This is a genomic window from Sulfitobacter sp. S223, assembly GCF_025143825.1.
GTDB lineage: Bacteria > Pseudomonadota > Alphaproteobacteria > Rhodobacterales > Rhodobacteraceae > Sulfitobacter.
The window spans coordinates 626,018-652,127 of sequence record NZ_CP083560.1 but is presented as its reverse complement, the minus strand read 5'-3'; the positions used below and the strand labels follow the sequence as shown (position 1 = coordinate 652,127).

Sequence of the window (26,110 nt, the reverse complement as noted above, 5' to 3'; positions counted from 1 at the left end):
CTCCTTAACGATGATCTGTCGCAAGACGGCGTTCCAGCCACTGCGAATATTGTGAAATGCCGTAGCAAACGACGAAGAACAGCAAGGCGGCAAAGCCCAAAAGCTCCCAGTATACCCCGTTCCAATCGGTAGAAGCGAGGATCGGTCCCCTGATCATACCAACCAGATCAAACATCGAGATAACGGAAACAAGCGTGGTGTCTTTGAACAGACCCACCGCAATGTTCACGATGCCTGGGATCGAGATTTTCAACGCTTGCGGTAGAATGATCAGCCGCATTGCCTGTGCGTAATCCAAACCAAGGCTGTCTGCCGCTTCGTACTGCCCTTTGGGCAAAGCGGCCAAACCACCACGGATCACTTCGGCGATATACGCTGAGGAAAACATGGTGATCATGATGACGACCCTAAGGAACAGATCAACTGTTGCCTCCGGCGGGAAGAAATACGCCAACATCACGCTTGCCACGAACAACAAAGTAATAAGCGGCACGCCGCGAATGAATTCGATGAAAACCACACAGATCCATTTGATCAGTGGCATTGAGCTTTGTCGTCCTAACGCCAGCGCAATTCCAAGCGGAACAGATAGCGACACACAGGTCAGACCCAACATCATATTAAGCATGAAGCCGCCCAGATCGCGGGAAGGTACAGCTTCCAACAAGGGGGTTTCGGGCGCGATGAGCGAAACGATAAGGCTACCGATATACCAAGCGACCATCGCGGCGGCGACACCACCGGAAAGAGCCAGCGCAAAGTTCCGTGCAACGAAGCGGCTGTAGACAACGTAGCCAACAGCAAAACCCACCAGCGCGAAAATCGGGGTCAACACAGTGCCACCCCAGATCAGCCAGTAAGCGATGAAAGGATAAAGAATGGTGGCGATCAACAGCTTGCGTGGCAAGTCAAAGAACAGCACAGGCGCCAAAGCAACAAACATCAGCACAAGTGCCAGTGTCGGGCGCCAGTACATATCAGACGGGTATTTGAACCCGAACAGCAGCTGGTTCCAGCGCTCGGTCAGGACCGAGAAACAGGCCGCCGATTTGCCCTGAAGGACTTCCCGGCACTCTGCCAGAGATGATGTGGTCCATAGGCCGCCAAAAATCCATGGCAACGTTGCAGAAAGGATCAGATAGATCACATAGATCGCAGCCACGGTAAGCAGCGCATTTGCCCAAGTTGGAAACAGGTTTTCACGCATCCATTTGACCGGTCCCGCTGCATTCATCGGTGCCGGTTGTTGTGGAATCTCTGTTGTCCGAACGAAGGCGACGGAGTGTTCATGTGTATCTGACATCTCAGCGCTCCTTCAATTTCATAGCGTTGTTATAAACGTTCATCACGGCGGAGATCGTCAACGAGATCACAAGATAGAAGAGCATCAGCAAAAGCACGCATTCAATCGCGCGGCCCGTCTGGTTAAGCGTAATACCCCCGAGTGTCGCTGTGATGTCAGCGTAGCCAACCGCAATCGCCAGCGAAGAGTTCTTCGTGATGTTGAGATATTGCGAGATCAGCGGCGGGATGATTACCCGAAGCGCCTGAGGCAGGACAACAAGGCTCATAACCCGGCGTGGGCGAATACCCAACGCGGCTGCCGCTTCTGTCTGTCCCTTGGAAACCGCCTGAATACCTGCACGCACGTTTTCAGCAATGAAAGCGCCTGTGTAGATCGACAGCGCGAACCAAAGTGCGATCAGCGGGCCGCCAATTTTGATACCACCACCAAAGTTAAAGCCCTTGAGCGCAGGGATGTCCCAAGTCAGGCCAAAGATGAGGCAGAAGATAGAGATCGGCAAAATCCAGATTGCAAGGTTGGTCCAAAGCGTATTGGGACGGACACCTGTCGCTTCTTGAATTCTGTTCGCCCGCGCTGTCAGGAACCGCGTCGCAAAAAACGATCCAACCAGCACTGCAATCACAAGCACCCAATTCAGCGCGCTCCCCTCACCGCCGCCGAACCCGCGGGTAAAGTAGGGACCGGGAACATAGACGCCACGGTTGGTGAATGCGAAAAGATCAAACAACATTGAAGAAGCCGGCGTGTCACCCCTGAAGTCCCGTGGGCTGGGCATGACGGCTGTCATGATCGTGAAGATGATGATGATCCAGATCAACACGGGAATGTTCCGGAAGATTTCAACGTAGACGGCCATCAGTTTACGCACGAGCCAGTTGTTCGACAGGCGCAAAACGCCCGCGATCACGCCGAATATCGTTGCTGTAATACAGGCCAGAAAGGCCACCAGCAGTGTATTGAGAATACCGACAACGGCGGCACGTAGGTTTGATGATTGGCTATTATAATCAATCAGTGTCTGGTTGATATCATACCCGGCTGAGCTGTTAAGAAACCCGAATGAAATATTCAAACCGGCCGCCCGAAGGTTCGCGGCGAGGTTCGAATATAAATATGCGAGTGACAGCGCAAGAATGATTGCTGCGATGACTTGCAAAGTCATCGACCGGTACCTCGTATCGTTCAACAGCATAGATAGCCGGAACGAGCCCTGTGGTGGGTCCGTGAGTGTCGACATTTTATGTATCCCCGTGGTCCCGGTTTATTTCCATGCGTCTTTTGACGTCAGTACCGGATCATTTATTTTATTGTCGTATCGTAAGGCACAAAGGGCGCGGAAAACCGCGCCCTTTGCTTGTTATGCTTAACGGAATGGTGGTGTGTACAGCAGGCCGCCATCTGTCCACTGTGCGTTCAGACCACGCGCCAGACCGATTGGCGTGTCTTCGCCGATGTTCTTAGCAAAGATTTCGCCGTAGTTACCCTGTGTTTCGATTGCGCGCTTGGCCCAATCTGCGTCCAGGCCCAGCATCGCGCCAAGGTCACCTTCGGTGCCCAACAGGCGTGCAACTTCTGGGTTGGTTGTGGACGTTGCCATTTCGGCGATGTTCGCGGAAGAAACACCCAGCTCTTCAGCTGCGATAAGTGCGTTCAAAGTCCAGCGAACGACATCGCCCCACTCGTTGTCGCCATGGCGAACCAATGGGCCGAGTGGCTCTTTGGAAACGATTTCTGGCAGCAGGACGTGGTCACCAGGTGCTTCGAATGTCGCACGTGTCGCGGCCAGACCGGAAGCGTCTGTTGTGTAAACGTCGCAGGCACCGGCAAGGTACTGCTGGTTTGCTTCTGCATTGGTTTCGATTGGCACAGGCTCGTAGCTGATGTTGTTGGCGCGGAAGAAGTCGGCCAGGTTCAGCTCGGTTGTTGTACCTGTCTGAATGCAAACTGTTGCACCATCAAGATCTTTGGCAGAGGACACACCCAGTGCTTTTGGCACCATGAAGCCTTGGCCGTCATAATAGTTCACACCGATAAAATCGAACTTCAGGTCGACGTCACGGGAGAATGTCCATGTGGTGTTACGGGCCAGCATGTCGATTTCGCCGGACGCCAGTGCGGTGAAGCGCGTCTTGCCGGTTGTTGGTACGAATTCAACAGCAGTCGCGTCGCCCAGAACAGCAGCGGCAACAGCACGGCAGACGGAAACGTCAAAACCAGTCCATTCGCCATTCGCATCGGGTGCCGCGAAGCCAACAAGACCTGTGGTTACACCACAGTTCAGTTTGCCGCGTGCTTTGACATCATCCAACGTACCAGCAGCTGCTGCACCGGCAGACAGACCGGCGATCGTGAGTGCGCCAAGAATAATTGATTTTTTCATCTTTACCTCTTCCTGATTTTCCATCGCTTTTCGGATGGATAAACCGGCGTTTTCCACACCGGTGGTGATACTGCACGAACCACGTTCGTGTAGTGCAAGGGAGTTTGGGCGGATTCCCGCATAAAGGTCAAGGCTAAGGCGACCAAAAATCCAGCACAACAGTGTCTTGACTCAGAGGAAATGCCCGTTTTTTGACTATTCGGCCTGACGCAAGTCATACATACGCTTCGCATGCAGGAATGCTTCGCGCTTTATCTCGGCCAGTGCGGTGGCGTCGGCGTCCTCACCCCACTTCTCTTCTTGCCACAGTTCATCGAGACGGGACAGTTTCCACAGGGTTTCTACAGGCCTCGCATCCAGAATAGCGGCAAATCCAAGGATCAGAGATCCGGACAAACTGACCAAATCGTGGAAAGCGGCCAATTCAAAAGCATCAAGCGCATGTGTACGGCGGCGCAATGCCTCAACAACCTCGGGGTCTTGTGGTAGGTGCATGACGCCAGTACGTGCTTCCAGTTTCGCTGAAAGCGTCTCGGCCGCCCAATCCAGCATGGGGTCCCATTGTTCGGCTTGCCTTTCGACCAGTTCAACCGGAGCATCTGCGCGGTAGCATAGCAAATCACTGTCACCATAAGCCGCAAGCATGTCCGCGACTTCGGCATGCTGAATGGTGACCTTATCGATCGCGGCGTTGGCAGTTTTGGTGGCAGGCATCGTGTTTGGGTTGATCAGGTCTTTCTGCGCGTCCCACTCTTGCGCAATGGCAAGGGCCATCGCACGGGTTGGCACATGCAAGGGCTGCTTGGCCGGAGTTTTGACGGCCCGTCCATCCAGCGTGATCGCATAAGCGGCCCCAGCCTCTGCTACGCTGGCCTCTTTCCAGAACCGTTTTGCTTTCCAGTCGCTCATCTCTTATTCCTTCCAGATGCTGTCCAACAGCGGTGGAACCGCATCGAAACTTTCAACCAGATGCCGCGCAGCAGTCAGCCGCGCAGGCGGATGATAGCCCCAGCTTACCCCGATTCCCGTGATCCCTGCCGCTTTTGCCATCTCCATGTCAAAGCTGGTGTCCCCCAACATCACAGCATCATCCGCGCCAATACCTGTTTCGTGCAATGCCTCTATCAACATCGAAGGGTTGGGTTTGGAAGGATGAAAATCTGCGACTTGTTGCGTCACAAACATACCCTCCAGGCCGTGTGCCTCTATCAGTTTGTCCAGCCCGCGACGTGATTTACCAGTGGCCACGCCCAGCAAGACATCAGGCCGCGCTTGTAGCGCCTCAAGTGCCGCGCGCGCGCCCGGATAGAAGGGGGAAGATTCACCGCGCGCAACATCAGCACGCAGTGTCATGTAGGCATCCTTGTAGCCTTGCACCAATCGCGCCTGCGTGGCGGCATCCGCCTCTGGCGCGAGATGTGGCATCAATACATCGAGCGACAGTCCGACAACGCCCAGAATATCCGCGCGCGCCGGCGTGCTTAGCCCCTCAGCCGCGAAAGACAGATGCATCGCCCCAAGGATGTCTGACTGGCTGTCTACAAGGGTGCCATCCACATCGAAGATCACCAGACGCAAAGGCGTATCAGTCATCCCCAGTCATCTCCGAACGGGTTGTCAGGTGCAAATTTCGTATGCCACGCGAAGGTGTCCCATGTGCGCTGCATATGATCCGGAAGAGGCGCCACGATATTCAGCACCGCTTTTGTAGCAGGATGCTGGATCGTCAGGCTGCGCGCGTGCAGGTGCAGCTTTTTGGAGATATCTCCGCCCAGCTGAGCCCCCCAACCGTCACCCATGTTTTCCTGTCCAGAGCCACCATATTTCCCGTCACCAATGATCGGATGACCGATCTCTGCCATATGCACACGCAACTGGTGCGTACGGCCTGTAACCGGACTAAGTGCCACCCAAGACGTGCGGGTGCCAGCCTGCTCCAACACGGAATAATCCGTTGTGGCGCGCTTGGCCCCTTCGGTGCTGTCCACATCGCGGGGGTGGACAGCATGCATCTTTTCGCCTTCGCCCCGCGGGCCATGGCCGCCAGCTTTGACCAAGCCGAACTTGATTGTACCGTTACGCGGATGCGGCGCACCCGCGACAGCCGCCCAGTAAATCTTGCGCGTCTCCCGGTGCCGGAAATTGGCAGTCAGCGCTTTGGCCGCTTCACGCGTCCGCGCCAGCAGCAGCACACCGGACGTATCTTTATCCAACCGGTGCACAAGGCGCGGTTTTTCATCCAAGTCAAACATCAGCGCTTCTGAAAGCGCATCAACATGCCGCTCCCCCTGCCCCGAGCCACCTTGCACGGGTAGGCCCGGTGGCTTGTTCAGCGCGATTACATGGTCATCGCGATAAATCACGCACGCGCGGATCATCTTGGCTTCGGCATCTGTGACTGTCGTGCGCTTGGGCGGCGGTGGAGCCTCACCCGTGGGGAGTGGCGGAATACGCACTTGCTGGCCGACTTCGACACGGGTGGCGCCCTTTACACGGCCTCCATCAACGCGAATTTCACCCTTGCGGCACATCTTTTCGATGCGGCCCTGCGGCACATGCGGGAAAATGCTCTTGAACCAGCGATCCAAACGCTGATCCCCGTCACCTTCTGCTACGGTAATAGTCTGGACACGGCTCATGCGAATACCCCTCTGGCAATCCAAAGTCCCAACATCAATCCACCCAGACTCAGCCCGACAGAAAGCGCCACATAGGCCCCCGCCGCAGCGATCTGCCCACGCTCCATCAGCGTAATCGCTTCAAGCGAGAACGCCGAGAAAGTGGTAAAGCCGCCAAGGACACCTGTCATGACAAACGGGCTCATATGCGTCAGCCCCTTTTGGGCTGCGGCAACCACAAACACGCCCATCAGGAACGAGCCGATGATGTTCACGGTAAGGATCGCCAACGGAAAATCCGCAGGCCCCATGAGACGCATCATGCCAACCCCGACAAGGTAGCGACATGCAGCACCAATAGCACCGCCCAAAGCAACAAGGGACATAGTTGAAATCATGCAGACCCAATCGCGCGCGCGCTGGCCAGAGTCAACTCTCTCGCTGCGTTCTCAGTTTTGAGAAATACTCCAACCGCTTCTTCAGATCCCGTTCAAACCCGCGCTCGACCGGCTGATATAGCGCCGGACGCTCCATCCCGTCTGGGAAATAGTTCTGTCCCGAGAACCCGTCTTCGGCATCATGGTCATAGGCGTATCCCGCACCGTATCCCTGATCTTTCATCATGCCTGTCGGCGCATTGAGAATGTGTTTGGGCGGCGGAGCCGATCCCGTAGCCTTGGCCGCTCGGCGCGCGCCCTTGTAGGCGACATAGTTCGCGTTGCTTTTCGGCGCGAGGGCAAGATAGATGACCGCCTGAGACAATGCCAGTTCCCCCTCGGGAGAACCAAGCCGTTCGTATGTGTCCCAACATTGCAAGCAAACCGCCTGCGCTTGGGGATCGGCCAGCCCGATATCCTCTACTGCCATCCGCACGATCCGACGTGCAAGATAGCGGGGGTCTTCGCCCCCCTCCAGCATCCGCGCGAACCAATAGATCGCCGCATCAGGATCGCTGCCACGCACTGACTTATGCAGCGCAGAAATGAGGTTATAATGCTCATCCCCGCCTTTGTCATATTGGGCTGCGCGCTTGCTTAGCCGCTTACCCAAGGCGATGGTGTCCAGCGGCGCGTCCAGTTTCCAAGCTGCTATTTGTTCTATCAAATTGAGAAGGGCACGCCCGTCACCGTCAGCCATGTCCAATAGCGCCTGCCGCGCGGCGGGGACCAGCGGCAGGCTGGCGTCCAGTTCTTCCTCGGCCCGCTTCACCAACTTTTCCAGATCATCCGGCCCGAGTCGCTCCAGTACGAGGACCTGAGCACGACTCAGGACAGCACGGTTCAGTTCAAAACTTGGATTCTCCGTAGTCGCACCCACCAAAAGGATCGTACCGTCCTCCATATGCGGCAAGAACCCGTCTTGCTGCGCTTTGTTAAAGCGGTGGATTTCATCAACGAAAAGCAGTGTTCCCTGCCCGTTCTGTCGCCTGATCTTAGCTGCATCAAACACGCGGCGCAGTTCTGGCACGCCGCTGAAGATCGCGCTGATCTGTACAAAGTGCAGATCGGTTTCATCCGCCAGCAACCGCGCTATCGTGGTCTTACCCACCCCAGGTGGCCCCCAGAATATTAACGAACTAAGGGCGCCGCCTTCCAGCATCGCAGTCAATGGCGCATCCGGTCCCAACACCTGAGACTGGCCAATCACTTCTCGCAAGGTTTTGGGCCGCAAGCGGTCAGCGAGCGGGCGGCGGCCGCTTTCAGTGGCGGCGGCCGGACTTCCAAATAAATCGGCCATCCCCTACCCCCTAAACCGCATGGTAATCCGTTGCGCGCCGCGCTGGACTATCATCTCGACCTGTCGCACCCGCTGTGACAGCATTTCGGACACCTGATCAGGATGTGAAAGCGCGACGCCATTCAGGGCCAAAATCACATCCCCGCTGCGCAGCCCCGCGCGCGATGCAAATACGCCGGCATCAATCACTGCAACGCCCTCAACCTCCAACGGCAGATTGAGTTCGGACAGAACGGCAGGATTGATGCGTACCAGCGTCAGACCCGGAAACGGACTGTCATCAGCCAAGGTCACCGCGTCACGTGACGGTTCTTCCGGGGCCGCAATCAAAGCGACCTTTACGCTTTCTTCAACGCCTTCCCGACTGAACAATACTTCTGCCTGAGCATCCAATCCTGCGACGCTCATCCGGTAAACCATCTCTGACGGCGTGTTGACCTGTTGTCCGCCGACGGAAAGGATCACGTCACCAACCTGCAAACCGGCTTCCTGAAAGGGGCTCGCGGGGTGCAGGCCGGAAATGATAATGCCGCCAGAGCGATCAAATCCCAGCGTTGCTGCCATGTCCGTATCCAACGGCTGCCCGCTAATCCCGGCCCAAGGACGCCCGAATTCGGTCCGCCCCTCTTCTGCTTGCGCCACAAAGGCCGCAACCAAATCAGCCGGAATGGCAAAACCTATTCCATTCGAACCACCTGACCGCGTCAGGATCGACGTATTAACGCCGATCAGATGGCCCTGAACATCCACCAAAGCTCCACCAGAGTTGCCAGGATTGATCGGCGCATCTGTCTGGATGAAATACCCGCGCCCGCCACCGCCAGAACGCCCCGATCGCGCAAGCCCTGAGATAATACCGCTACTTACCGTCTGACCCACGCCAAACGGGTTTCCGATCGCAAGGGCTAGCTCCCCTACTTCGACAGTATTGCTGCTGCGCAAGGGCAAAAACGGTAAGGGCTCTGGCGCATCGATCTTCAGGATAGCCAGATCACTTTCCTCGTCGCCAAGAAGCACCTGCGCCGAGAACTCGCGCCGGTCATTGAGGACAACGCGGATATCCGTGGCCATTCCGACCACATGATAGTTACTGACCACAATGCCGTCGGCTGACAGGATGACCCCTGAGCCAAGAGAATTCTGCACCCGTGGCTTTCGATCCGTCAAAGGATCACCGAACAAGCGCCCGAAAAACGGATCTGCCTGTAGGGGCGTGCGCTGCACCTCACGCACGACTTTGACGTAGATGTTTACAACCGCTGGCGCGGCCTCTCGAACGATTGGCACAAAGCTAAGCTGCATTTCAGCAGCGGATTGCGGAACCTGCTGCGCACTTAAGGGCGCGCCGAGCAGTGCAAGGATAAAGGCAAAGTATTTCATACCCAAAGATATGCGCAGCCACCGCCCATCATGCAACTGCTCTCATTTCTCTTTACCGAGAATATATCGTCAAAACAAAAAAAGCCCCGCCAGATGGCAGGGCTCTTCGTCTCACCATGAGGTGAAATCTTATTCTGCGGCTTCTTCAGCTGCAACGCGGGCCTTGTCTGCGGCGCCTTTGGCGTCGCGGTCACGGTCCACAAATTCGATGATCGCCATAGGCGCCATGTCACCATAGCGGAAGCCCGCTTTCAGCACGCGCACATAACCACCTTGGCGGTCTTTGTAGCGAGGTCCGAGGATGTCGAACAATTTTGTGACGTACTGGTCTTCTTTCAGACGTGCGCGCGCCTGACGACGGGCGTGCAAATCGCCACGTTTCGCCAGTGTGATCATCTTCTCGATGATTGGGCGCAGTTCTTTTGCTTTTGGCAGGGTTGTCTTGATCTGCTCATGCTCGATCAGTGAGCCGGCCATGTTGGCCCAAAGCGCCTTACGGTGCTCATGTGTGCGGTTAAGACGACGGTATCCACGTGCGTGACGCATTTTAGTTCTCCAATAGATATGCCCTCTACGGGCGGTTTTGCTTTGTCTGGCTGACGTGCGTAGCGTCAACTCTCCTTGGGGTCAGGTGACCCAGTCTGTAGAAAGGCGGGGATCAAGCCCCGCCCCTCTCTCAATGGCTTAAAAGTTGTCTTCGAACTTCTTGGCCAGATCTTCGATGTTGTCCGGTGGCCAGTCCTCAACGTCCATGCCAAGGTGCAGACCCATGCCTGACAACACTTCCTTGATCTCGTTCAAGGATTTGCGGCCGAAGTTCGGTGTGCGCAGCATTTCTGCTTCGGTTTTCTGGATCAGATCGCCAATATAAACGATATTGTCGTTCTTCAGGCAGTTGGCGGAACGTACGGACAGTTCCAGCTCATCCACTTTCTTCAGCAGAAGCGGGTTGAACTCGAGGCCATCGTCGTCGTCCTGACGCGAAGCTGATTCAGGCTCGTCGAAGTTGACGAAGATGCCCAGCTGATCCTGAAGAATACGCGCAGCAAACGCCACAGCATCATCAGGCGTCAGAGAGCCGTCTGTTTCGACTTTCATTGTCAGCTTGTCATAATCCAGAACCTGACCTTCACGGGTAGGCTGAACATCGTAGCTGACTTTTTTCACAGGGCTGTAGATCGCGTCGATCGGGATCAGACCGATAGGCGCATCTTCAGGCTTGTTCTTGTCTGCGGCGACATAGCCTTTGCCAGTGTTGACCATCAGCTCCATGTAGATATCCGCACCATCGTCTAGGTGGCAGATAACATGGTCGCGGTTCAGGATTTCGATGCCAGCAGATTCGCTGATATCGCCAGCCGTCACAACACCGGGGCCTTTCGCGGAGATCGACAGACGCTTTGGCCCTTCGACTTCCATGCGGATGGAAACACCTTTGAGGTTCAGGATGATGTCGGTGACGTCTTCACGCACACCGGCAACAGAAGAAAACTCGTGCAGAACGTTGTCGATCTGAACGGATGTGATCGCGGCACCTTGCAGCGAGGACATCAGAACGCGACGCAGGGCGTTGCCCATTGTCAGACCAAAGCCGCGCTCAAGCGGCTCGGCAATCACAGTTGCCTGACGTGCAGGATCGTTACCAGGTTTTACGTCAAGCTGTGTTGGCTTGATCAATTCAGCCCAATTCTTGTGGATCATATGTCCCTCCATTCCTGTTCGCACCCGTATGTCCAACCGGGGCAAACTCCCGAGGTTTCAAAAACTCGTGCGCCTTCAGCACACTGTAGAAAGTCGTAAAGGGTCCGCGAAAAATCGCGAACCCCGAGTAGCATAATGATCGCTTAAACGCGGCGGCGCTTTGGTGGGCGGCAACCGTTGTGCGCCATAGGCGTAACATCACGGATCGATGTGATGTTGAAACCGGCAGCAGCAAGTGCGCGCAGAGCGCTTTCGCGGCCCGAACCTGGACCCTGCACTTCGACTTCCAGCGTTTTCACGCCGTGGTCTTGTGCTTTCTTGCCCGCATCTTCTGCAGCCATCTGAGCAGCGTAAGGTGTCGATTTACGCGACCCTTTGAAGCCCATTGTGCCTGCCGATGACCATGCAATCGCGTTGCCCTGAACATCGGAGATGAGGATTTTTGTGTTGTTGAAAGAAGAGTTCACATGCGCCACACCAGCGGCGATGTTCTTGGAGACCTTCTTTTTGGTGCGTTTTGCATCGCGTGCCATAATCTGAGCCCTCCCTTATTTCTTCTTGCCGGCAATGGCCTTCGCGGGGCCTTTGCGGGTACGAGCGTTTGTGTGTGTCCGCTGACCGCGAACAGGCAGGTTGCGGCGGTGGCGCAGACCACGGTAGCAACCCAGATCCATCAAACGTTTGATGTTCATCTGTGTGTCACGGCGCAGGTCACCTTCGACGGTATAGTTTTCGTCGATGTGCTCGCGGATTTTCAGAACTTCGGTGTCGGACAGCTCGTTGACGCGACGCGTCATGTCGATGCCTACTGCTTCGCAGATAGCTTCAGCAGAAGAGTTACCGATACCAGTGATATATGTGAGGGCGATTGGAACCCGCTTTGCAGTCGGGATGTTTACGCCGGCAATACGTGCCACGTGTGCAATTCCTTTTCGTTGCGGGTCCGTTATGCCAGACCCTTTTTTCACAACACAAGCCCGAGGCGATTAGGCCACCGGGCTACAGCTGATCAGGTGATCTTGTAAAAATGGAGCGACCATATTCACAGTTTGATTCTCTATCGAGATGTCGCTGACTATGAGCTTTTCATTAGGGCGTCAACCCATGCGCTGACGTTCAGGTTGAAATCCAACTCGGAGCGATAGCGAGGCGGAATTTTGACACTGGTCCGAGCGTCAATCCGCTGTCTTTATGTTAACTATAGACCGATGCAACCCGATATGGGACCGGTCGCGCTCAATAAATGAAGAGTGGATGATGGGCTGAGCGCTAACAAAGGATCGCTCAGCCACCTCCCTATTGGTTAGCGGTCAAGAACTGCCGCGATGTCGACCTGTACAGCTTCCATGGTGCCCAGACCATTCACAGAACTCAGCATCCCCTTAGCATAGTAATAGCCGATCAACGGGGAGGTCTGCTTGTAGTAAGCCATCAGGCGGTTTTTAAGACTTTCTTCGTTGTCATCCGCGCGACGCTTGAATTCGGTTCCGCCGCAGGATGTACATTTTCCATCTGCGGGGATTGGCTTGGTGTTGTCGTTGTAGACCTCACCACATGAACCACATGTGGAACGCGCGGTGATACGGTCAACCAAGGCTTCGTCATCCACACGCATTTCGATGACTGCATCAAGAGACTGACCCTCTGCTTCCATCAAAGCACCCAACGCATCCGCCTGAGGCAGCGTCCGCGGGAAGCCGTCGAAAATGAAACCGCCATGCTCTGTCTTATCGGCCAGCTTTTCACGGATAAGGCCAATAACGATTTCATCGGTAACCAATGCGCCGCGTGCCATAACATCAGCGACAATATTGCCCATCTCGGTCCCACTGTCTTTAGCTTCGCGCAGCATGTCACCCGTGCTCAGCTGAACCATCCCGCGTGTCTCAACGAGATGCCGTGCTTGAGTGCCTTTGCCCGCACCGGGGGGTCCAAGAAGTATAATATTCATTTGCGTGCTGGGCTCCGTTTCTTGCGGCCTTTTCCGGATTTTCCGCGCAATTGCGACTTCTCAAGAAGACCTTCATATTGATGCGCCAAAAGATGGCTTTGTACTTGTTGGATAGTATCCATGGTGACGGAGACCACAATCAAAACCGACGTACCGCCGAAATAGAAAGGGATCGCAAACTGGCCGCGCAGAATTTCGGGCAGGATACATACTGCGGCCAGATACGCCGCGCCAAGAACGAGAACGCGGTTTACCACATACTCCAGATATTCGGAGGTCCGCTTGCCAGGACGAATGCCGGGCACAAAACCATTCTGGTTCTTCAGGTTCTCGGCCACATCGTCAGGCTTGAATGCCACATTGAACGTATAGAAATACGCAAAGAATACGATCATCGCGATGAAGAAAAGCAGATAAAGCGGTTGCCCGGGGCCAAAGTTGGCCAACAGCCAAGACATGACAGGGCTGGTGGAATTGCCCGAGAACGTACTGATGGTCACAGGCAGCAACAGCAAGGAGCTTGCGAAGATAGCGGGAATAACGCCTGCCGGGTTCACCTTGATCGGCAAGTGGCTGGAACCGCCATCATAGACTTTCATCCCCACCTGACGGCGCGGATATTGAATGTGTATCTTGCGCAGAGCACGCTCCATGAAGACCACAAACATAATTGTGACGATCACCATGACCAGAACTGCCACGATAACAGCAGGGCTGATTGCACCAGAGCGGCCGGAGGCGAAGAACTGTGCGATCGCAGCCGGCACTTCGGCAATGATGCCAACAAAAATGATAAGCGAGATACCGTTGCCGATACCGCGTGCCGTGATCTGCTCACCCAGCCACATCAGGAACATTGTGCCGCCGACCAAAGTAATCATACAAGCAATGCGGAAGTACATGCCCGGATCTGCGGCGATATCGCCGGCCTCAAGACTGACAGCCAGCCCGTAAGATTGCACAGTAGCAAGGGCCACGGTTCCCCAACGGGTATACTGGTTGATCTTCTTTCGCCCTTGCTCACCCTCTTTCTTCAGCTGCTCCAGCGACGGCACCATGGACGTCAGAAGCTGCACAATGATCGAGGCCGAGATATAAGGCATGATACCAAGGGCAAAAATGCCCATTCGACCAAGCGCGCCACCGGTGAACATCGAAACCATGCCGCCGATGCCCTGCCCTGCACTCTCCATAAATTCGCGTAGCGCGGCGCCGTCGATACCGGGCACGGGAATAAATGTTCCCAAGCGGTAAACGATCAACAGACCAAGCGTGAAAAGGATGCGATGGCGCAGGTCAGTTGCCTTGCCAAAGGCGGACCAGCTTGAATTGGCGGCCATATTCTCGACGGCAGATACCATGTGAGGGCTCTCTTCTTTGAAACAAAACGCCGCCCGAACCGTTTTCCGGTGGGCGGCGTTTGGGAAAACTTGAAGCTTTATGTAAGCGGCTTACGCGCCGCTCACAAGACCGAAGCGTTATTCGGAGGCTTCTGCTGCTGCCGCGACTTTAACAGTCAGGCTACCGCCCGCCTTTTCAACTGCTTCAACAGCTGATTTGGACGCGCCGGTGACTTCGAGGTTCATCTTCGCGGTCACATCGCCTTTGGCAAGAACGCGGATACCGTCACGCTTCCGACGGACCAGACCGGATGCGATCAATGCATCTTCGGTGATCGCGTTTTTGATGTCGATTTTGCCTTCGTCGATGAACTTCTGGATCAGGCCCAGGTTCACAACGGCATATTCTTTACGGTTCGGTTTGCTAAAGCCACGCTTTGGCAGACGTTGGTAGAGGGGCATCTGACCGCCTTCGTACCCTTTGATCGCCACACCCGAACGGGATTTTTGACCTTTGATACCACGGCCACCCATTTTACCGGTGCCGGAACCAGGACCACGGCCAACGCGCTTGCGTGGTTTCGTTGCGCCTGCATTATCTGAAAGTTCGTGAAGTTTCATGTCGCTTCTCCTTTTGCCGGAAATACCCCCCAGCGACGGGAGCGGGCACACGCGGCGTTACGATTCTCATGAGCACACAAATGCCCACGGCGGGCGTATAGGGTAACGGCAATCTCAAAGCAAGGGGCTCCCTCTTTAGAAGCCCAGTACTTTCGTTAGCTTCAACCGCCGCGCACCCCAACCAACTACCAGCGGGCAAAGCACGCCAACCAGCATTGTAAAGGACACCACTGCCACTAGATCGGAAATCCCGAATTTGAGCATTGCTATCCGCAGGGCTGCCGAAAATATTGTATGGGTCAGATAGATCACCATCGACGCCTGCCCCAGATAGCGAAGAACGGCCATAATCGACGTTCCGCCTGCAATAGCTTGATCGACAAAGGACCACGCAAACCATGCTGTGATCACCAAAACCAGCGAGTGCAGCACACTCGCTTTTTGTAGGCCTACCGCCCAGAGCATGATCACAAACGCCGCTGCTGCGCCCCCAGCCAACAGCGCAGAAGGACGGTACGCCGCGAGACCTCCCAAGCCAATTCCGGCAAGCAGGTATGGGAAGTGTTCAACGGCTGGACCAAAGACAAGCGAAGGAACCGACAAGAAGGGATTAATTAATGCAAGAACAACCGCAAGCACGATAGCCCCGACCCGCGACACATAAGGCGAATAGATACGAAGCCCGAAAGCATAGGCGCAGATCAGCCCGCTTTGCATTAAGAACAGAGCCCAAAGAAACCACAAATGCTCATAGGGGGGCAGTGGAATAATTGGGAAGTCAGTGAAGCTGACGGGCGTATTGACCGACGATCCGGCAAAAAGCTTCAATGCAAAGAAGATCCAGCCCCACAAAACCATCGGCCACAAAAGGCGCTTTACCCGCCCTTCCAACAACGGCTTCATACCGTATTTCTGTAGAGTGTCAAAAAAAAGCAAGCCGGCTAGAAAAAAGAAGAAGGGCATGTGGAATGCATACACTGCGGCATCGACCGTCCGAAAAAAGTCGAAGTCGGGTATTAAATCTGCTGCTTCGGCGCCCCGCCAGGCATGTCCGAAGACGACCAAAAGGATCGCGAGGCCACGCGCACTGTCCATGGCATGAAGCCGCCCGATAGCAGGCTCGCCACGAAAGAGTATCCCATCTTTGGAATTAGGTAAGGGCGCGTATTCCATGCGAAAACTTTTACGGACAATGAATTCAGGAAATCAGGGGAAAATATATGAGGGAGGATCAGTCAGCCTATGCAATCCAAAACCCGCCTGTACCGATGAGTACACCGCAGCCATTATGAAAAACGCCCCGCAGCAAGCCGCGAGGCGTCTATTCACAATCATCTACGGAAAAGAGACAACCCGTATGGCTTAGCCTTTTTCCTCGATGATTTCGACCATGTGGCTGACCGCGTTGATCATGCCACGTACGGATGGAGTATCTTCCAGCTCGCGCACACGGTGCATTTTGTTCAGGCCCAAGCCAACCAGCGTTGCGCGCTGCTTTGCGGGGCGACGGATGGGCGAACCCACCTGTTTGATGACAATAGTCTTAGCCATGCTTATGCCTCCTCAGCCACTTGAGCGGAAGAATCGGATGCATCTTCACGCTTGGGCAGAATGTCAGCCACTTTCTTGCCGCGACGCTGCGCAACGGAACGTGGTGACTGTTCCTTTTTCAATCCGTCCATGGTGGCGCGGATCATGTTATATGGGTTTTGTGAGCCAATGGACTTGGACACAACATCTTTAACGCCCAGCATCTCGAACACGGCGCGCATTGGGCCACCGGCGATGATGCCCGTACCTTCTGGTGCTGTGCGCATCACAACCTTGCCTGCGCCGTGACGGCCAGACATATCGTGGTGCAGCGTGCGGCCTTCGCGCAGCTGAACGCGGATCATCTGACGCTTGGCTTGCTCGGTTGCCTTGCGAATGGCCTCAGGCACCTCTTTGGCTTTACCTTTGCCAAAACCTACACGACCTTTTTGGTCACCAACCACAACAAGGGCAGCAAAACCAAAGCGCTTACCACCTTTTACGGTTTTCGACACACGGTTGATCGCGACAAGGCGGTCTGCGAATTCTGGCGCTTCTTCGCGCTGGTTGCGACGGTTGTTGCCGCCCCGGTTTTCGTCTCTGGCCATGCTGGCCTCCTTACACTTGCGGGCTGGCGCCCTGATTCTTACAACCCTTGGTGAGCAACAAGCTCCCGGGTCATCGAGAGGCCCGCAACCGGGCCCCTACGTGTGGTGAATCGGCAGAGCAAACACCCTGCCGACAGTTTTAGATCTTCAGACCACCTTCACGGGCCGCGTCGGCCAAGGCCTTCACTTTACCGTGGAAGAGGAAACCGCCGCGATCAAAGTAAGCAGATTCAACACCAGCCTTCTTGGCACGCTCGGCAATCGCCGAACCAACCTTTGTGGCAGCTTCGATGTTGTTCTTACCTACAACGCCAAGATCTTTTTCAAGCGACGAGGCGGATGCGACTGTTACGCCGTTCACATCGTCGATCAGCTGAACACTGATATTCTTGTTGGAGCGGTGCACGGAGAGGCGCATACGGCCCCGGTTTGTGCGGCGAAGTTTGTTCCGAACGCGCAAGCGGCGTTTGATGAACAGTTGTCTTTTGCTGTTTGCCATCTGTGCGTTCCTTACTTCTTCTTGCCTTCTTTGCGGAAGACGAACTCACCCTTGTAGCGGATGCCTTTGCCCTTATAGGGCTCGGGCTTGCGCCAAGCGCGGATGTTCGCGGCGACCTGACCAACAAGCTGTTCGTCAATGCCTTCCACAATGATTTCAGTCTGCTTTGGCGCCGTTACAGTCACACCAGCTGGCGGAGTGTAATCGACGTCATGGGACAGGCCGAGGTTCAGTTTCAATGTGTTGCCAGTCATAGCAGCACGATAACCAACACCTTGGATTTCAAGTTCTTTTTTGAAACCGTCGGTAACGCCGGTCACAAGGTTACCAACCATAGTGCGGGACATGCCCCACTGCTGGCGTGCGCGCTTGGACTTACCGCGTGGTGTGATTGTCACGACGTTGTCTTCAACAGTCATGGTCACATCATCGGTGGCTTTGAAGGTCCGAACCCCTTTGGGGCCTTTCACTTCGATGGTCTGGCCGCTGACCGAAGCAGTAACACCGCTGGGCAGATCGACCGGTTTTTTACCAATACGAGACATCAAATTCTCCTTAGAATACGGTGCAAAGCACTTCGCCGCCAACATTGGCTGCGCGTGCGCTTGCGTCCGACATCACACCCTGTGGGGTGGAGACAATCGACACACCCAGGCCCTGACGGACGGATGGGAGGTCTTGTGCGCCCATATAAACGCGGCGGCCTGGCTTGGAGATACGCTTCAGTTCACGAATGACGGGCTCGCCTTCGTAGTACTTCAGGCTGATCTCGATGGCAGGGTGGCCATCGGCGCCTGTCATCTTCTCATAGCCACGGATGTAGCCTTCGTCCGCCAGCACGTCCAGAACCCATGCACGCAGCTTGGAAGCTGGGGTCATGACTGTGGATTTGCCGCGCAACTGGCTGTTACGGATGCGTGTCAGCATATCTGCGATAGGATCGTTCATCTGATGCGCTCCTTACCAGCTCGACTTCACCATGCCGGGGATCTGGCCTGCGGAGCCAAGATCCCGCAGCGCGATGCGCGAGATTTTCAATTTACGATAATAAGCGTGTGGACGGCCTGTCAGCTGGCAACGGTTGTGCAGACGCACAGCCGAAGAGTTGCGAGGCAGTTTCGCCAGCTTCAGGGAGGCGCGAAAGCGATCTTCCATTGGCTTGCTTTCGTCGGAGATGATTTCTTTCAACTCCGCACGCTTGGCGGCGTACTTCTTGACCAGTGCTTCACGCTTCTTTTCGCGTGCGATCATGGATTTCTTAGCCATATCTAATTCCTTCCCGCGCTTATGAGTTGAAGGGCATGTTGAAAAGCTTCAACATTGCCTTCGCTTCGGCGTCGGTTTTCGCCGTGGTGGCGATGATGATGTCCATACCCCAAGTTTCATCGACCTTATCAAAGTCGATTTCAGGGAACACGATGTGCTCTTTCATACCCATGGCATAGTTGCCGCGGCCGTCGAAAGATGTGCCTTTCACGCCGCGGAAGTCGCGAACGCGTGGCAGAGCAATTGTGATCAGACGATCAAGGAATTCGTACATGCGGTCACCGCGAAGTGTAACCTTCGCGCCCAGAGGCATCTCTTCACGAACCCGGAAACCCGCGATGGATTTCTTGGCGATTGTGGTAAGTGCTTTCTGGCCCGCGATGGATGTCAGGTCTTCCTGAGCGGATTTGGCTTTCTTGCTGTCACGAACAGCTTCTGCGCCACAACCGATGTTCAGAACGATCTTGTCCAAACGTGGGATCTGCATTTCGTTTTTGTAGCCGAACTCTTCTTTCAGGGCTGCACGGATGCGGTCCTTATAGTCGGCCTTCAGGCGGGGTGTATATGTTGCGGTATCGAGCATCAGATCGCGTCCCCTGTTGTCTTGGCGAAACGCACTTTGTTTTCGCCATCCATCTTAAAGCCCACGCGGGAAGGTTTGCCGTTGGCATCCTTGATCGCGAGATTGCTCAGGTCGATTGGCATCGATTTAGGGATGCGACCGCCCTGGGATGTCTGGGACTGGCGTGTAGCACGCACGTAAACATTGATACCGTCTACAACAGCCTTACCGGATTTCGGGTCAACGGAGGCAATCTTGCCCTCTTTGCCTTTGTCCTTGCCGGCCAGAACGATGACAGTGTCACCTTTTTTCAGCTTAGCAGCCATGATTACAGCACCTCCGGAGCGAGCGAGATGATTTTCATGAAGTTCTTTGCGCGCAGCTCACGAACAACTGGTCCGAAGATACGGGTGCCAACTGGCTCGTTGCTGTTGTTCAAGATAACAGCAGCATTGCGGTCAAAACGGATGGCTGTGCCATCGTCACGACGAACTTCTTTTGCGGTACGAACGACGACGGCTTTACGCACGTCACCCTTCTTTACACGGCCGCGTGGAATGGCTTCCTTTACCGAGACGACAATGATGTCGCCAACGGATGCGTACTTACGCTTGGAACCACCCAGGACCTTGATGCACTGAACACGGCGAGCGCCGCTGTTGTCAGCAACATCCAGGTTGGTCTGCATCTGGATCATTTGGTTTCTCCCGACCTGTAGGGGGCGATGCGTGCCTGATCCCTAGGGTTTCGATTAAGTTGCTATCCGAAATGGATAACGCGACCACCCTTACAGATGGCCGCGCGAAGGATCATGCTTCCGCAGTGATCACTTCCCAACGCTTGGTTTTGGAACGTGGCGCACATTCAATGATGCGAACCTGCTGGCCCACTTTGAACGTGTTGTTTTCATCGTGAGCCCGGTATTTTTTGGACTTACGGATGGTCTTTTTCAGAACCGGGTGCGTAAAGCGGCGCTCTACGGATACGGTGACTGTCTGTTCGTTGGCGTCCGAGGTTACGGTGCCTGTCAGGATACGCTTTGGCATAGGTCTAGGCTCCTCTTACGCGTCTGTTGCTGCGGCTGCAGCTTTTTGGTTCAACACTGTCTTAACACGGGCTACGTCACGCTTAACTGTGCGCAGGCGTGCAGGGTTTTCCAGCTGGCCAGTGGCCTGCTGAAAACGCAGGTTGAACGCTTCTTTTTTCAGGTTCACAAGCTCGTCGCGGAGCTGGTCCGGCGTCTTGTCGTTCAGTTCGTTGGCTTTCATGCCATTTCCTTTCAACATCACCAGTAGGCCCCTAGAGGGTGACCATGATTCTGATGGAGTTCATGATGAAGCTGCGCAATAGCCCTGATCGCCCTGTGACGCAACCCCTAGCTGCCCAGCGGCAAGAGGTTTTACGCTTGTTTCAGAAGGCGTGCGCCAATCCATACAGCCAAGGGGTTCGCCAGCGCCACCAAAGACCGTAGCACATTCGATATAGAACGGGAGGCCAGTGGGGAAACACGCACGATGACATCAGTTGATAAAGTGTAAGGTCGAATGCGGATAACATTTGCAGCACACGCGACAGACGGTAAGCATGTCGCATTGGCGCCTATGGGTCTGGATGTCGGGCCGAACATGCAAGAGATAGTCTTTATACAAAACTAATGGCGACCCCCTCGCCCTTTTGGGGACGCGGCGGTATGAGAAGCTATGACACATATCAAATCCCTCTTTGTGACCCGCCTTTACCAAGCGCAGCTTGGTGCAATTGACACCGCCGAACTTGAAGCATCATGCTATTCCATCGCCGAAGATGACGAAGCCGGACAAGAGTGGTGTGAAAAGAACGGCTATCCGGGGTACACCTCCTATGCCTCGCTGACCGATCTGGGCTGGCGTTTCCCGATCTTTGCTGAAGTGGTTAAAGCCCTTGATGCCCATGTCGCGGCCTTTGCCGAAGATCTGGAGCTTGACCTGGACGGACGAGAATTGAAGCTTGAGGACATCTGGATCAATATTCTGCCCGAAGGGGGCAACCACACGGGCCATATCCATCCCCACTCTGTAATAAGTGGCACAACTTATGTGGCCATGCCCGAAGGCGCTAGCGCCATCAAATACGAAGACCCGCGCCTGCCCATGATGATGGCCTCCCCTGCCCGCCGCAAAGACGCACGTGAAGAATTGCGGACATTTGCGTATGTCGCGCCAGCCGTTGGCGACGTCTTGCTGTGGGAGAGCTTCATTCGCCACGAAGTTCCGATGAACATGTCGGAAGAGGACCGCATTTCAGTCAGCTTTAACTATTCTTGGCATGGGTGAGTCATGAAAACCGATCTGCGTAACGTACCGCTTTCCGATTTGTCGGTTGAGGACGGCACCCGCCCCCAGCGCCCCGACCTGGGCGCTGTGGCCGCAAACCAACGGCAATCTGGCAAACATCTTGCAGCAATTCACCGTCACTACCTAATGGAGATGGGCCGCATCGCGCAGGTTCTGCGCCGGATTGAAGCAGGCGATGCTCCGTCGACGGAACTTGAACATATTGTGCTCAACGCAGAGATGACCCAGAACTTTCGCGCCTTCGGCACGATTTGCGGGCAAGAATGCAAAGTCCTGACAATGCACCACGATATCGAGGAACAGTCGATATTCCCCCAACTGCACGCGCGCGGGTCAGAAGCGATGCGTGCCATCGTGGACCGTCTGCGGGCCGAGCATCTGGTGGTGCACGAATTGCTGGAGCGTCTGGCCGCCGTTGCCCATGATCTTGCGGCGTCTCCAGATGCAGCGCATTTTGCCGAAGCAGGCGCCATTTTCGACAAGCTATGGGAGGTGGTCAAATCCCACTTCCACTATGAGGAAACCACGCTTGAAGAGGCCCTTGGCTTTTACGGCGTGATGGTCTGAGCGGAGCGCGGCGTCACTTCTTCTTGCGCGCTTCTTCCTGCTCCTTGACCAAGGCCTTCTCTTCCTTTGTCATCTTGTTACCCCATTGATTATTGCTCAGGCCAAGATCGGCAGGCATTGGCTTGGTCTTGCCCTTTTTAATCTCGCCGCCCTTGTTCAGGAACTGCTGGATGAGGTCTTCGTCTGTGGTGGGCTTGGGAACTTGTTTCATGACGATGCCTTTCGACTAGGGGTTCAGGGCAAACTCTATTGGGTCACACTCTTGTTGGCTAGTGGCCCATGACGGCTTTGCCTGAATTCCAGGCATCGAACCCCAGTGACGGCTCAGCTCGTTCACGGTCAATCACATACGCGCGCATAAATGGCATGCTGGGTGGACTAGCCAATGTGCCTTGCCCATGTCGACCTAAGCGCCGGCAATACTGCCTGCCCTACATCACATTCCTGAAAGGATACCGGCACGATGATTGGCAAAAACAGCACGGAGCTACGGGCATTAGCCAGCGCAGGCCTGATCGGAGAGATCACATTTGAAGCCTATGCCTGGCTTGTCTCGCCACTCTTGTTCGGGGTCAAACTGGAGCCCGCAAATCTGGTGATTGGGTTGACGAAGACATTCACGGGCTCACAATTGCCCTATGCGGCTGCATTCGCGATACATTTTCTGATTGGCTCGCTTGGCTTTGCGGCAGTTGTTTATCTCATCAAGCGGGTCACAAAGCTTGGTTACCTTGGTTCAGGCATTACGGCGGGTCTGCTGTTATGGTTTGTCGCACAAGGAATGTTGGCGCCTCTAATGGGCCGAACCTTCATGATGGGCTTTGGCAGCTACACACAATCATCTTTGATTGGCCATGTGGGAATGACAGCTTTAATTGCCTTACTCTGGGCAAAATTCCAACAACACGCATCAGCATCACAAGTCTGACAGCAGCTGGGGATTGCGCCAAATAAAAAGCCCCCACTGTTCTTACAGTGGGGGCTTTCTTAGTTCTAGCGATGTCGCTTGGACTTACCAGTCTTCGCGAACAACAACGCGTGTTTTGATTGGCAGCTTCATCGCAGCAAGGCGCAGAGCCTCACGTGCAACGTCGTCACCAACACCGTCGATTTCAAACATAACGCGGCCTGGCTTTACCTTGGCTGCCCAGAAATCCACGGAACCTTTACCTTTACCCATACGAACTTCGACGGGCTTGGAGGTTACTGGAACATCTGGGAAGATGCGGATCCAGACACGGCCTTGACGCTTCATGTGACGCGTCATGGCACGACGTGCTGCTTCGATCTGGCGTGCAGTTACACGCTCAGGCTCGATTGCTTTCAGACCGTAAGTGCCGAAGTTCAGGTCAGACCCACCCTTCGCCAGACCCTTGATAGAGCCTTTGAACTGCTTACGGAATTTCGTACGTTTTGGCTGTAGCATCTATCTACTCCTTAACGCCGACCGCCGGCACCACGAGGTGCTGGGCCGTCTTGCATTTCTTGTGCCTTGCGGTCACGGGCAGCTGGATCATGTTCCATGATCTCGCCTTTGAAAATCCACGTCTTGATGCCGATGATGCCATAGGCAGTCATTGCTTCAACATGTGCATAGTCGATGTCCGCACGCAGTGTGTGGAGCGGAACACGACCCTCACGGTACCATTCGGTACGCGCGATTTCTGCACCGCCAAGACGGCCAGCAAGGTTCACACGGATACCCAAGGCACCCATACGCATGGCGTTCTGTACCGCACGCTTCATAGCGCGACGGAAGGAAACACGACGCTCAAGCTGCTGTGCAATGCTTTCACCAACAAGGGCTGCGTCCAGCTCTGGCTTGCGAACTTCAACGATGTTGAGGTGCAGTTCAGAGTCGGTGAACGCGGCAAGTTTCTTGCGCAGACCTTCGATATCTGCACCTTTCTTGCCGATGATCACACCAGGGCGCGCTGTGTGGATCGTAACGCGGCACTTTTTGTGCGGACGTTCGATGATCACACGGGAGATACCCGCCTGATGGCATTCTTTTTTGATGAACTTGCGGATCGCAAGGTCTTCGAGAAGAAGATCACCATAGTCTTTGGTGTCAGCATACCAGCGGCTATCCCACGTACGGTTAACCTGAAGGCGCATGCCGATTGGATTGACTTTATTACCCATTATGCTTGCTCCTCAACCTGACGCACGACGATTGTGATTTCCGCAAACGGCTTCATGATCTTGCCGAAACGGCCACGCGCACGTGGACGACCACGCTTGAGTGTCATGTTTTTACCGACATAGGCTTCCGCCACGATCAGTTCATCCACGTCGAGGTTGTGGTTGTTCTCGCCGTTGGCGATCGCGGACTGAAGGCATTTCTTCACATCGATCGCGATACGCTTCTTGGAGAAGGTCAGGTCCGTCAGGGCCTTGTCGACCTTCTTGCCGCGGATCATGGCGGCAACGAGGTTGAGTTTCTGCGGGGACGTCTTCAGCATGCGCAGTTTTGCACGTGCTTCGTTGTCGGCCACGCGGCGGGGATTTTTATCCTTGCTCATGGCTTATTTCCGCTTCGCTTTTTTATCAGCTGCGTGACCATAATAGGTCCGTGTTGGTGAAAACTCACCAAACTTCTGACCAATCATCTCTTCGCTGATGTTTACTGGGATGTGCTTGTGACCGTTATAGACGCCGAACGTCAGACCAACAAACTGCGGCAGGATCGTGGAACGGCGCGACCAGATCTTGATCACTTCGTTACGACCGCTTTCGCGGGAGGCTTCGGCCTTTTTGAGGACATAAGAGTCAACAAAAGGACCTTTCCATACTGAACGAGACATCTATTAACGCCCCTTCTTCTTGGCGTGACGCGAGCGGATAATCAGCTTGCTAGACGCTTTGTTCTTGTTACGTGTCTTGGCACCCTTGGTTGGTTTGCCCCATGGGGTAACCGGGTGACGACCACCGGATGTACGGCCTTCACCACCACCGTGAGGGTGGTCGATCGGGTTCATAACCACACCACGCACAGACGGGCGGATGCCCTTGTGACGCATGCGGCCAGCTTTACCGTAGTTCTGGTTTGAGTTGTCGGGGTTGGACACAGCACCAACGGTGGCCATGCATTCCTGACGCACAAGACGAAGTTCACCAGAGCTCAGACGGATCTGAGCGTAGCCACCGTCACGACCAACGAACTGGGCGTAGGTGCCTGCAGCACGGGCGATCTGGCCGCCTTTGCCTGGCTTCATCTCGATGTTGTGGATGATGGTACCGATTGGCATGCCGGAGAATGGCATGGCGTTGCCTGGCTTGATGTCAGCCTTGGCGGATGCCACGACCTGATCACCAATGGCGATACGCTGTGGAGCAAGGATATATGCCTGCTCACCGTCTTCATATTTAACCAGTGCGATAAACGCGGTCCGGTTCGGGTCATATTCAATGCGCATGACCGTAGCTGTTACGTCCAGCTTGTTGCGCTTGAAATCAACGATGCGGTAGAGGCGCTTTGCACCACCACCCTTACGACGCATTGTGATCCGTCCGGTGTTGTTCCGTCCGCCGTGCTTGCTAAGACCCTCTGTGAGGGCTTTAACTGGGCGACCTTTCCAAAGCTCCGAACGGTCGATCAGTACCAGCCCACGCTGGCCTGGCGTCGTCGGTTTGTACGACTTGAGTGCCATGTTCTCTGTCTTCCGTTTGCTTGCATGCGGCCCCGTAGGTCCGCTGTGGTTAGAGGGC

The 26,110-nt window shown here is 55.0% G+C and carries 37 protein-coding genes; 3 read left to right on the top strand and 34 right to left on the bottom strand.

Annotated elements, in window-relative coordinates; all coding sequences use genetic code 11:
- Positions 1 to 4: 4 nt before the first annotated feature.
- From K3757_RS03270 to rpmC, 28 genes are all read right to left on the bottom strand, one after another.
- Positions 5 to 1,303, bottom strand: coding sequence for an ABC transporter permease subunit (locus K3757_RS03270; RefSeq protein ID WP_259999341.1), 1,299 nt, complete (start codon positions 1,301 to 1,303; stop codon positions 5 to 7).
- Position 1,304: 1 nt separating this feature from the next.
- Positions 1,305 to 2,543 (bottom strand): amino acid ABC transporter permease, encoded by a 1,239-nt coding sequence (locus K3757_RS03265; RefSeq protein WP_259999339.1) that lies wholly within the window; start codon positions 2,541 to 2,543, stop codon positions 1,305 to 1,307.
- A gap of 126 nt (positions 2,544 to 2,669) precedes the next feature.
- The gene (locus K3757_RS03260; protein ID WP_259999337.1) at positions 2,670 to 3,686 is read right to left on the bottom strand and encodes an amino acid ABC transporter substrate-binding protein; all 1,017 of its coding nucleotides are present in this window, start codon (positions 3,684 to 3,686) and stop codon (positions 2,670 to 2,672) included.
- Between the two features lie 195 nt (positions 3,687 to 3,881).
- The gene (locus K3757_RS03255; RefSeq protein WP_259999335.1) at positions 3,882 to 4,595 is read right to left on the bottom strand and encodes an ATP12 family chaperone protein; all 714 of its coding nucleotides are present in this window, start codon (positions 4,593 to 4,595) and stop codon (positions 3,882 to 3,884) included.
- A gap of 3 nt (positions 4,596 to 4,598) precedes the next feature.
- Complete coding sequence (locus tag K3757_RS03250; protein ID WP_259999333.1) at positions 4,599 to 5,279, bottom strand: HAD-IA family hydrolase; 681 nt, start codon at positions 5,277 to 5,279, stop codon at positions 4,599 to 4,601.
- Positions 5,276 to 6,325: an RluA family pseudouridine synthase gene (locus K3757_RS03245; RefSeq protein WP_259999331.1), complete on the bottom strand. Its 1,050-nt coding sequence runs from the start codon at positions 6,323 to 6,325 to the stop codon at positions 5,276 to 5,278. Before K3757_RS03245 ends, K3757_RS03250 begins: the two co-directional genes overlap by 4 nt.
- Positions 6,322 to 6,702 carry a fluoride efflux transporter CrcB gene (gene crcB, locus K3757_RS03240; RefSeq protein ID WP_259999329.1) on the bottom strand — a complete coding sequence of 127 codons (381 nt, stop codon included), beginning with the start codon at positions 6,700 to 6,702 and terminating at the stop codon, positions 6,322 to 6,324. The genes K3757_RS03245 and crcB overlap by 4 nt, the downstream gene beginning before the upstream one ends.
- A gap of 31 nt (positions 6,703 to 6,733) precedes the next feature.
- Entirely contained in the window at positions 6,734 to 8,041 is a 1,308-nt protein-coding gene (locus K3757_RS03235; RefSeq protein WP_259999327.1) for a replication-associated recombination protein A, read from the bottom strand.
- A gap of 3 nt (positions 8,042 to 8,044) precedes the next feature.
- The gene (locus K3757_RS03230) at positions 8,045 to 9,421 is read right to left on the bottom strand and encodes a trypsin-like peptidase domain-containing protein (RefSeq protein WP_259999325.1); all 1,377 of its coding nucleotides are present in this window, start codon (positions 9,419 to 9,421) and stop codon (positions 8,045 to 8,047) included.
- Between the two features lie 129 nt (positions 9,422 to 9,550).
- Entirely contained in the window at positions 9,551 to 9,967 is a 417-nt protein-coding gene (gene rplQ, locus K3757_RS03225; RefSeq protein WP_025059519.1) for a 50S ribosomal protein L17, read from the bottom strand.
- A 138-nt stretch (positions 9,968 to 10,105) separates the two neighbouring features.
- The gene (locus K3757_RS03220) at positions 10,106 to 11,122 is read right to left on the bottom strand and encodes a DNA-directed RNA polymerase subunit alpha (protein WP_259999322.1); all 1,017 of its coding nucleotides are present in this window, start codon (positions 11,120 to 11,122) and stop codon (positions 10,106 to 10,108) included.
- Between the two features lie 143 nt (positions 11,123 to 11,265).
- Positions 11,266 to 11,655, bottom strand: a complete 390-nt coding sequence (rpsK, locus tag K3757_RS03215) for a 30S ribosomal protein S11 (protein WP_259999320.1) — start codon at positions 11,653 to 11,655, stop codon at positions 11,266 to 11,268.
- A gap of 15 nt (positions 11,656 to 11,670) precedes the next feature.
- Positions 11,671 to 12,039 (bottom strand): 30S ribosomal protein S13, encoded by a 369-nt coding sequence (gene rpsM, locus K3757_RS03210; protein ID WP_259999318.1) that lies wholly within the window; start codon positions 12,037 to 12,039, stop codon positions 11,671 to 11,673.
- A 386-nt stretch (positions 12,040 to 12,425) separates the two neighbouring features.
- Positions 12,426 to 13,073 (bottom strand): adenylate kinase, encoded by a 648-nt coding sequence (locus K3757_RS03205; protein ID WP_259999316.1) that lies wholly within the window; start codon positions 13,071 to 13,073, stop codon positions 12,426 to 12,428.
- Positions 13,070 to 14,434 carry a preprotein translocase subunit SecY gene (gene secY, locus K3757_RS03200; RefSeq protein WP_259999315.1) on the bottom strand — a complete coding sequence of 455 codons (1,365 nt, stop codon included), beginning with the start codon at positions 14,432 to 14,434 and terminating at the stop codon, positions 13,070 to 13,072. The genes K3757_RS03205 and secY overlap by 4 nt, the downstream gene beginning before the upstream one ends.
- A gap of 117 nt (positions 14,435 to 14,551) precedes the next feature.
- Complete coding sequence (rplO, locus tag K3757_RS03195) at positions 14,552 to 15,034, bottom strand: 50S ribosomal protein L15 (RefSeq protein WP_259999312.1); 483 nt, start codon at positions 15,032 to 15,034, stop codon at positions 14,552 to 14,554.
- Between the two features lie 135 nt (positions 15,035 to 15,169).
- Complete coding sequence (locus K3757_RS03190; protein WP_259999310.1) at positions 15,170 to 16,207, bottom strand: acyltransferase; 1,038 nt, start codon at positions 16,205 to 16,207, stop codon at positions 15,170 to 15,172.
- A gap of 189 nt (positions 16,208 to 16,396) precedes the next feature.
- A complete protein-coding gene (rpmD, locus tag K3757_RS03185; RefSeq protein WP_259999308.1) occupies positions 16,397 to 16,585 on the bottom strand; it encodes a 50S ribosomal protein L30 in 189 nt (62 codons plus the stop codon).
- Between the two features lie 2 nt (positions 16,586 to 16,587).
- Complete coding sequence (rpsE, locus tag K3757_RS03180; protein ID WP_259999306.1) at positions 16,588 to 17,172, bottom strand: 30S ribosomal protein S5; 585 nt, start codon at positions 17,170 to 17,172, stop codon at positions 16,588 to 16,590.
- A 139-nt stretch (positions 17,173 to 17,311) separates the two neighbouring features.
- Positions 17,312 to 17,671, bottom strand: coding sequence for a 50S ribosomal protein L18 (gene rplR, locus K3757_RS03175; RefSeq protein ID WP_259999304.1), 360 nt, complete (start codon positions 17,669 to 17,671; stop codon positions 17,312 to 17,314).
- 11 nt (positions 17,672 to 17,682) lie between these two features.
- The gene (gene rplF / locus K3757_RS03170; protein WP_259999302.1) at positions 17,683 to 18,216 is read right to left on the bottom strand and encodes a 50S ribosomal protein L6; all 534 of its coding nucleotides are present in this window, start codon (positions 18,214 to 18,216) and stop codon (positions 17,683 to 17,685) included.
- Between the two features lie 10 nt (positions 18,217 to 18,226).
- The gene (gene rpsH, locus K3757_RS03165) at positions 18,227 to 18,619 is read right to left on the bottom strand and encodes a 30S ribosomal protein S8 (protein ID WP_259999300.1); all 393 of its coding nucleotides are present in this window, start codon (positions 18,617 to 18,619) and stop codon (positions 18,227 to 18,229) included.
- Positions 18,620 to 18,631: 12 nt separating this feature from the next.
- Positions 18,632 to 18,937 (bottom strand): 30S ribosomal protein S14, encoded by a 306-nt coding sequence (gene rpsN / locus K3757_RS03160; protein WP_259999298.1) that lies wholly within the window; start codon positions 18,935 to 18,937, stop codon positions 18,632 to 18,634.
- Positions 18,938 to 18,956: 19 nt separating this feature from the next.
- A complete protein-coding gene (gene rplE, locus K3757_RS03155) occupies positions 18,957 to 19,520 on the bottom strand; it encodes a 50S ribosomal protein L5 (RefSeq protein ID WP_259999296.1) in 564 nt (187 codons plus the stop codon).
- A complete protein-coding gene (rplX, locus tag K3757_RS03150; RefSeq protein WP_259999294.1) occupies positions 19,520 to 19,825 on the bottom strand; it encodes a 50S ribosomal protein L24 in 306 nt (101 codons plus the stop codon). The genes rplE and rplX overlap by 1 nt, the downstream gene beginning before the upstream one ends.
- 2 nt (positions 19,826 to 19,827) lie before the next feature.
- Entirely contained in the window at positions 19,828 to 20,196 is a 369-nt protein-coding gene (gene rplN / locus K3757_RS03145) for a 50S ribosomal protein L14 (protein WP_093731777.1), read from the bottom strand.
- 112 nt (positions 20,197 to 20,308) lie between these two features.
- The gene (rpsQ, locus tag K3757_RS03140; RefSeq protein WP_025059476.1) at positions 20,309 to 20,545 is read right to left on the bottom strand and encodes a 30S ribosomal protein S17; all 237 of its coding nucleotides are present in this window, start codon (positions 20,543 to 20,545) and stop codon (positions 20,309 to 20,311) included.
- Positions 20,546 to 20,560: 15 nt separating this feature from the next.
- Positions 20,561 to 20,767 (bottom strand): 50S ribosomal protein L29, encoded by a 207-nt coding sequence (gene rpmC / locus K3757_RS03135; RefSeq protein ID WP_259999287.1) that lies wholly within the window; start codon positions 20,765 to 20,767, stop codon positions 20,561 to 20,563.
- A gap of 432 nt (positions 20,768 to 21,199) precedes the next feature.
- Between rpmC and K3757_RS03130 the strand changes: the two genes are divergently transcribed.
- Both K3757_RS03130 and K3757_RS03125 read left to right on the top strand, forming a co-directional pair.
- On the top strand, positions 21,200 to 21,811 hold the full coding sequence (locus tag K3757_RS03130) for a 2OG-Fe(II) oxygenase family protein (RefSeq protein WP_259999285.1): 612 nt from the start codon (positions 21,200 to 21,202) through the stop codon (positions 21,809 to 21,811).
- Positions 21,812 to 21,814: 3 nt separating this feature from the next.
- Complete coding sequence (locus tag K3757_RS03125) at positions 21,815 to 22,399, top strand: hemerythrin domain-containing protein (RefSeq protein ID WP_259999283.1); 585 nt, start codon at positions 21,815 to 21,817, stop codon at positions 22,397 to 22,399.
- 13 nt (positions 22,400 to 22,412) lie between these two features.
- On the opposite strand, the gene K3757_RS03120 is transcribed toward K3757_RS03125, so the two are convergent.
- On the bottom strand, positions 22,413 to 22,610 hold the full coding sequence (locus K3757_RS03120; protein WP_259999281.1) for a hypothetical protein: 198 nt from the start codon (positions 22,608 to 22,610) through the stop codon (positions 22,413 to 22,415).
- A gap of 252 nt (positions 22,611 to 22,862) precedes the next feature.
- Here K3757_RS03120 and K3757_RS03115 point away from each other — a divergent pair, with 252 nt between their 5' ends.
- Complete coding sequence (locus K3757_RS03115; protein ID WP_259999279.1) at positions 22,863 to 23,327, top strand: DUF1440 domain-containing protein; 465 nt, start codon at positions 22,863 to 22,865, stop codon at positions 23,325 to 23,327.
- An 84-nt stretch (positions 23,328 to 23,411) separates the two neighbouring features.
- On the opposite strand, the gene rplP is transcribed toward K3757_RS03115, so the two are convergent.
- Genes rplP through rplB form a run of 5 tightly spaced genes read right to left on the bottom strand, consistent with a single transcriptional unit; the run spans position 23,412 to position 26,052 of the window.
- Entirely contained in the window at positions 23,412 to 23,825 is a 414-nt protein-coding gene (rplP, locus tag K3757_RS03110; RefSeq protein WP_259999276.1) for a 50S ribosomal protein L16, read from the bottom strand.
- Positions 23,826 to 23,836: 11 nt separating this feature from the next.
- Positions 23,837 to 24,544, bottom strand: coding sequence for a 30S ribosomal protein S3 (gene rpsC / locus K3757_RS03105; RefSeq protein WP_259999274.1), 708 nt, complete (start codon positions 24,542 to 24,544; stop codon positions 23,837 to 23,839).
- Positions 24,544 to 24,924: a 50S ribosomal protein L22 gene (rplV, locus tag K3757_RS03100; protein ID WP_259999271.1), complete on the bottom strand. Its 381-nt coding sequence runs from the start codon at positions 24,922 to 24,924 to the stop codon at positions 24,544 to 24,546. Before rplV ends, rpsC begins: the two co-directional genes overlap by 1 nt.
- 3 nt (positions 24,925 to 24,927) lie before the next feature.
- Entirely contained in the window at positions 24,928 to 25,206 is a 279-nt protein-coding gene (gene rpsS, locus K3757_RS03095; RefSeq protein WP_259999269.1) for a 30S ribosomal protein S19, read from the bottom strand.
- Positions 25,207 to 25,209: 3 nt separating this feature from the next.
- Positions 25,210 to 26,052 (bottom strand): 50S ribosomal protein L2, encoded by an 843-nt coding sequence (gene rplB, locus K3757_RS03090; protein ID WP_259999267.1) that lies wholly within the window; start codon positions 26,050 to 26,052, stop codon positions 25,210 to 25,212.
- Positions 26,053 to 26,110: the final 58 nt, after the last annotated feature.

Coding starts and splice junctions, on each gene's coding strand:
- K3757_RS03270 (WP_259999341.1), bottom strand. CDS start 1,303: ATGTCAGATACACATGAACACTCCGTCGCCTTCGTTCGGACAACAGAG.
- K3757_RS03265 (WP_259999339.1), bottom strand. CDS start 2,543: ATGTCGACACTCACGGACCCACCACAGGGCTCGTTCCGGCTATCTATG.
- K3757_RS03260 (WP_259999337.1), bottom strand. CDS start 3,686: ATGAAAAAATCAATTATTCTTGGCGCACTCACGATCGCCGGTCTGTCT.
- K3757_RS03255 (WP_259999335.1), bottom strand. CDS start 4,595: ATGAGCGACTGGAAAGCAAAACGGTTCTGGAAAGAGGCCAGCGTAGCA.
- K3757_RS03250 (WP_259999333.1), bottom strand. CDS start 5,279: ATGACTGATACGCCTTTGCGTCTGGTGATCTTCGATGTGGATGGCACC.
- K3757_RS03245 (WP_259999331.1), bottom strand. CDS start 6,325: ATGAGCCGTGTCCAGACTATTACCGTAGCAGAAGGTGACGGGGATCAG.
- crcB (WP_259999329.1), bottom strand. CDS start 6,702: ATGATTTCAACTATGTCCCTTGTTGCTTTGGGCGGTGCTATTGGTGCT.
- K3757_RS03235 (WP_259999327.1), bottom strand. CDS start 8,041: ATGGCCGATTTATTTGGAAGTCCGGCCGCCGCCACTGAAAGCGGCCGC.
- K3757_RS03230 (WP_259999325.1), bottom strand. CDS start 9,421: ATGAAATACTTTGCCTTTATCCTTGCACTGCTCGGCGCGCCCTTAAGT.
- rplQ (WP_025059519.1), bottom strand. CDS start 9,967: ATGCGTCACGCACGTGGATACCGTCGTCTTAACCGCACACATGAGCAC.
- K3757_RS03220 (WP_259999322.1), bottom strand. CDS start 11,122: ATGATCCACAAGAATTGGGCTGAATTGATCAAGCCAACACAGCTTGAC.
- rpsK (WP_259999320.1), bottom strand. CDS start 11,655: ATGGCACGCGATGCAAAACGCACCAAAAAGAAGGTCTCCAAGAACATC.
- K3757_RS03205 (WP_259999316.1), bottom strand. CDS start 13,073: ATGAATATTATACTTCTTGGACCCCCCGGTGCGGGCAAAGGCACTCAA.
- secY (WP_259999315.1), bottom strand. CDS start 14,434: ATGGTATCTGCCGTCGAGAATATGGCCGCCAATTCAAGCTGGTCCGCC.
- rplO (WP_259999312.1), bottom strand. CDS start 15,034: ATGAAACTTCACGAACTTTCAGATAATGCAGGCGCAACGAAACCACGC.
- K3757_RS03190 (WP_259999310.1), bottom strand. CDS start 16,207: ATGGAATACGCGCCCTTACCTAATTCCAAAGATGGGATACTCTTTCGT.
- rpmD (WP_259999308.1), bottom strand. CDS start 16,585: ATGGCTAAGACTATTGTCATCAAACAGGTGGGTTCGCCCATCCGTCGC.
- rpsE (WP_259999306.1), bottom strand. CDS start 17,172: ATGGCCAGAGACGAAAACCGGGGCGGCAACAACCGTCGCAACCAGCGC.
- rplR (WP_259999304.1), bottom strand. CDS start 17,671: ATGGCAAACAGCAAAAGACAACTGTTCATCAAACGCCGCTTGCGCGTT.
- rplF (WP_259999302.1), bottom strand. CDS start 18,216: ATGTCTCGTATTGGTAAAAAACCGGTCGATCTGCCCAGCGGTGTTACT.
- rpsH (WP_259999300.1), bottom strand. CDS start 18,619: ATGAACGATCCTATCGCAGATATGCTGACACGCATCCGTAACAGCCAG.
- rpsN (WP_259999298.1), bottom strand. CDS start 18,937: ATGGCTAAGAAATCCATGATCGCACGCGAAAAGAAGCGTGAAGCACTG.
- rplE (WP_259999296.1), bottom strand. CDS start 19,520: ATGCTCGATACCGCAACATATACACCCCGCCTGAAGGCCGACTATAAG.
- rplX (WP_259999294.1), bottom strand. CDS start 19,825: ATGGCTGCTAAGCTGAAAAAAGGTGACACTGTCATCGTTCTGGCCGGC.
- rplN (WP_093731777.1), bottom strand. CDS start 20,196: ATGATCCAGATGCAGACCAACCTGGATGTTGCTGACAACAGCGGCGCT.
- rpsQ (WP_025059476.1), bottom strand. CDS start 20,545: ATGCCAAAGCGTATCCTGACAGGCACCGTAACCTCGGACGCCAACGAA.
- rpmC (WP_259999287.1), bottom strand. CDS start 20,767: ATGAAAGCCAACGAACTGAACGACAAGACGCCGGACCAGCTCCGCGAC.
- K3757_RS03130 (WP_259999285.1), top strand. CDS start 21,200: ATGACACATATCAAATCCCTCTTTGTGACCCGCCTTTACCAAGCGCAG.
- K3757_RS03125 (WP_259999283.1), top strand. CDS start 21,815: ATGAAAACCGATCTGCGTAACGTACCGCTTTCCGATTTGTCGGTTGAG.
- K3757_RS03120 (WP_259999281.1), bottom strand. CDS start 22,610: ATGAAACAAGTTCCCAAGCCCACCACAGACGAAGACCTCATCCAGCAG.
- K3757_RS03115 (WP_259999279.1), top strand. CDS start 22,863: ATGATTGGCAAAAACAGCACGGAGCTACGGGCATTAGCCAGCGCAGGC.
- rplP (WP_259999276.1), bottom strand. CDS start 23,825: ATGCTACAGCCAAAACGTACGAAATTCCGTAAGCAGTTCAAAGGCTCT.
- rpsC (WP_259999274.1), bottom strand. CDS start 24,544: ATGGGTAATAAAGTCAATCCAATCGGCATGCGCCTTCAGGTTAACCGT.
- rplV (WP_259999271.1), bottom strand. CDS start 24,924: ATGAGCAAGGATAAAAATCCCCGCCGCGTGGCCGACAACGAAGCACGT.
- rpsS (WP_259999269.1), bottom strand. CDS start 25,206: ATGTCTCGTTCAGTATGGAAAGGTCCTTTTGTTGACTCTTATGTCCTC.
- rplB (WP_259999267.1), bottom strand. CDS start 26,052: ATGGCACTCAAGTCGTACAAACCGACGACGCCAGGCCAGCGTGGGCTG.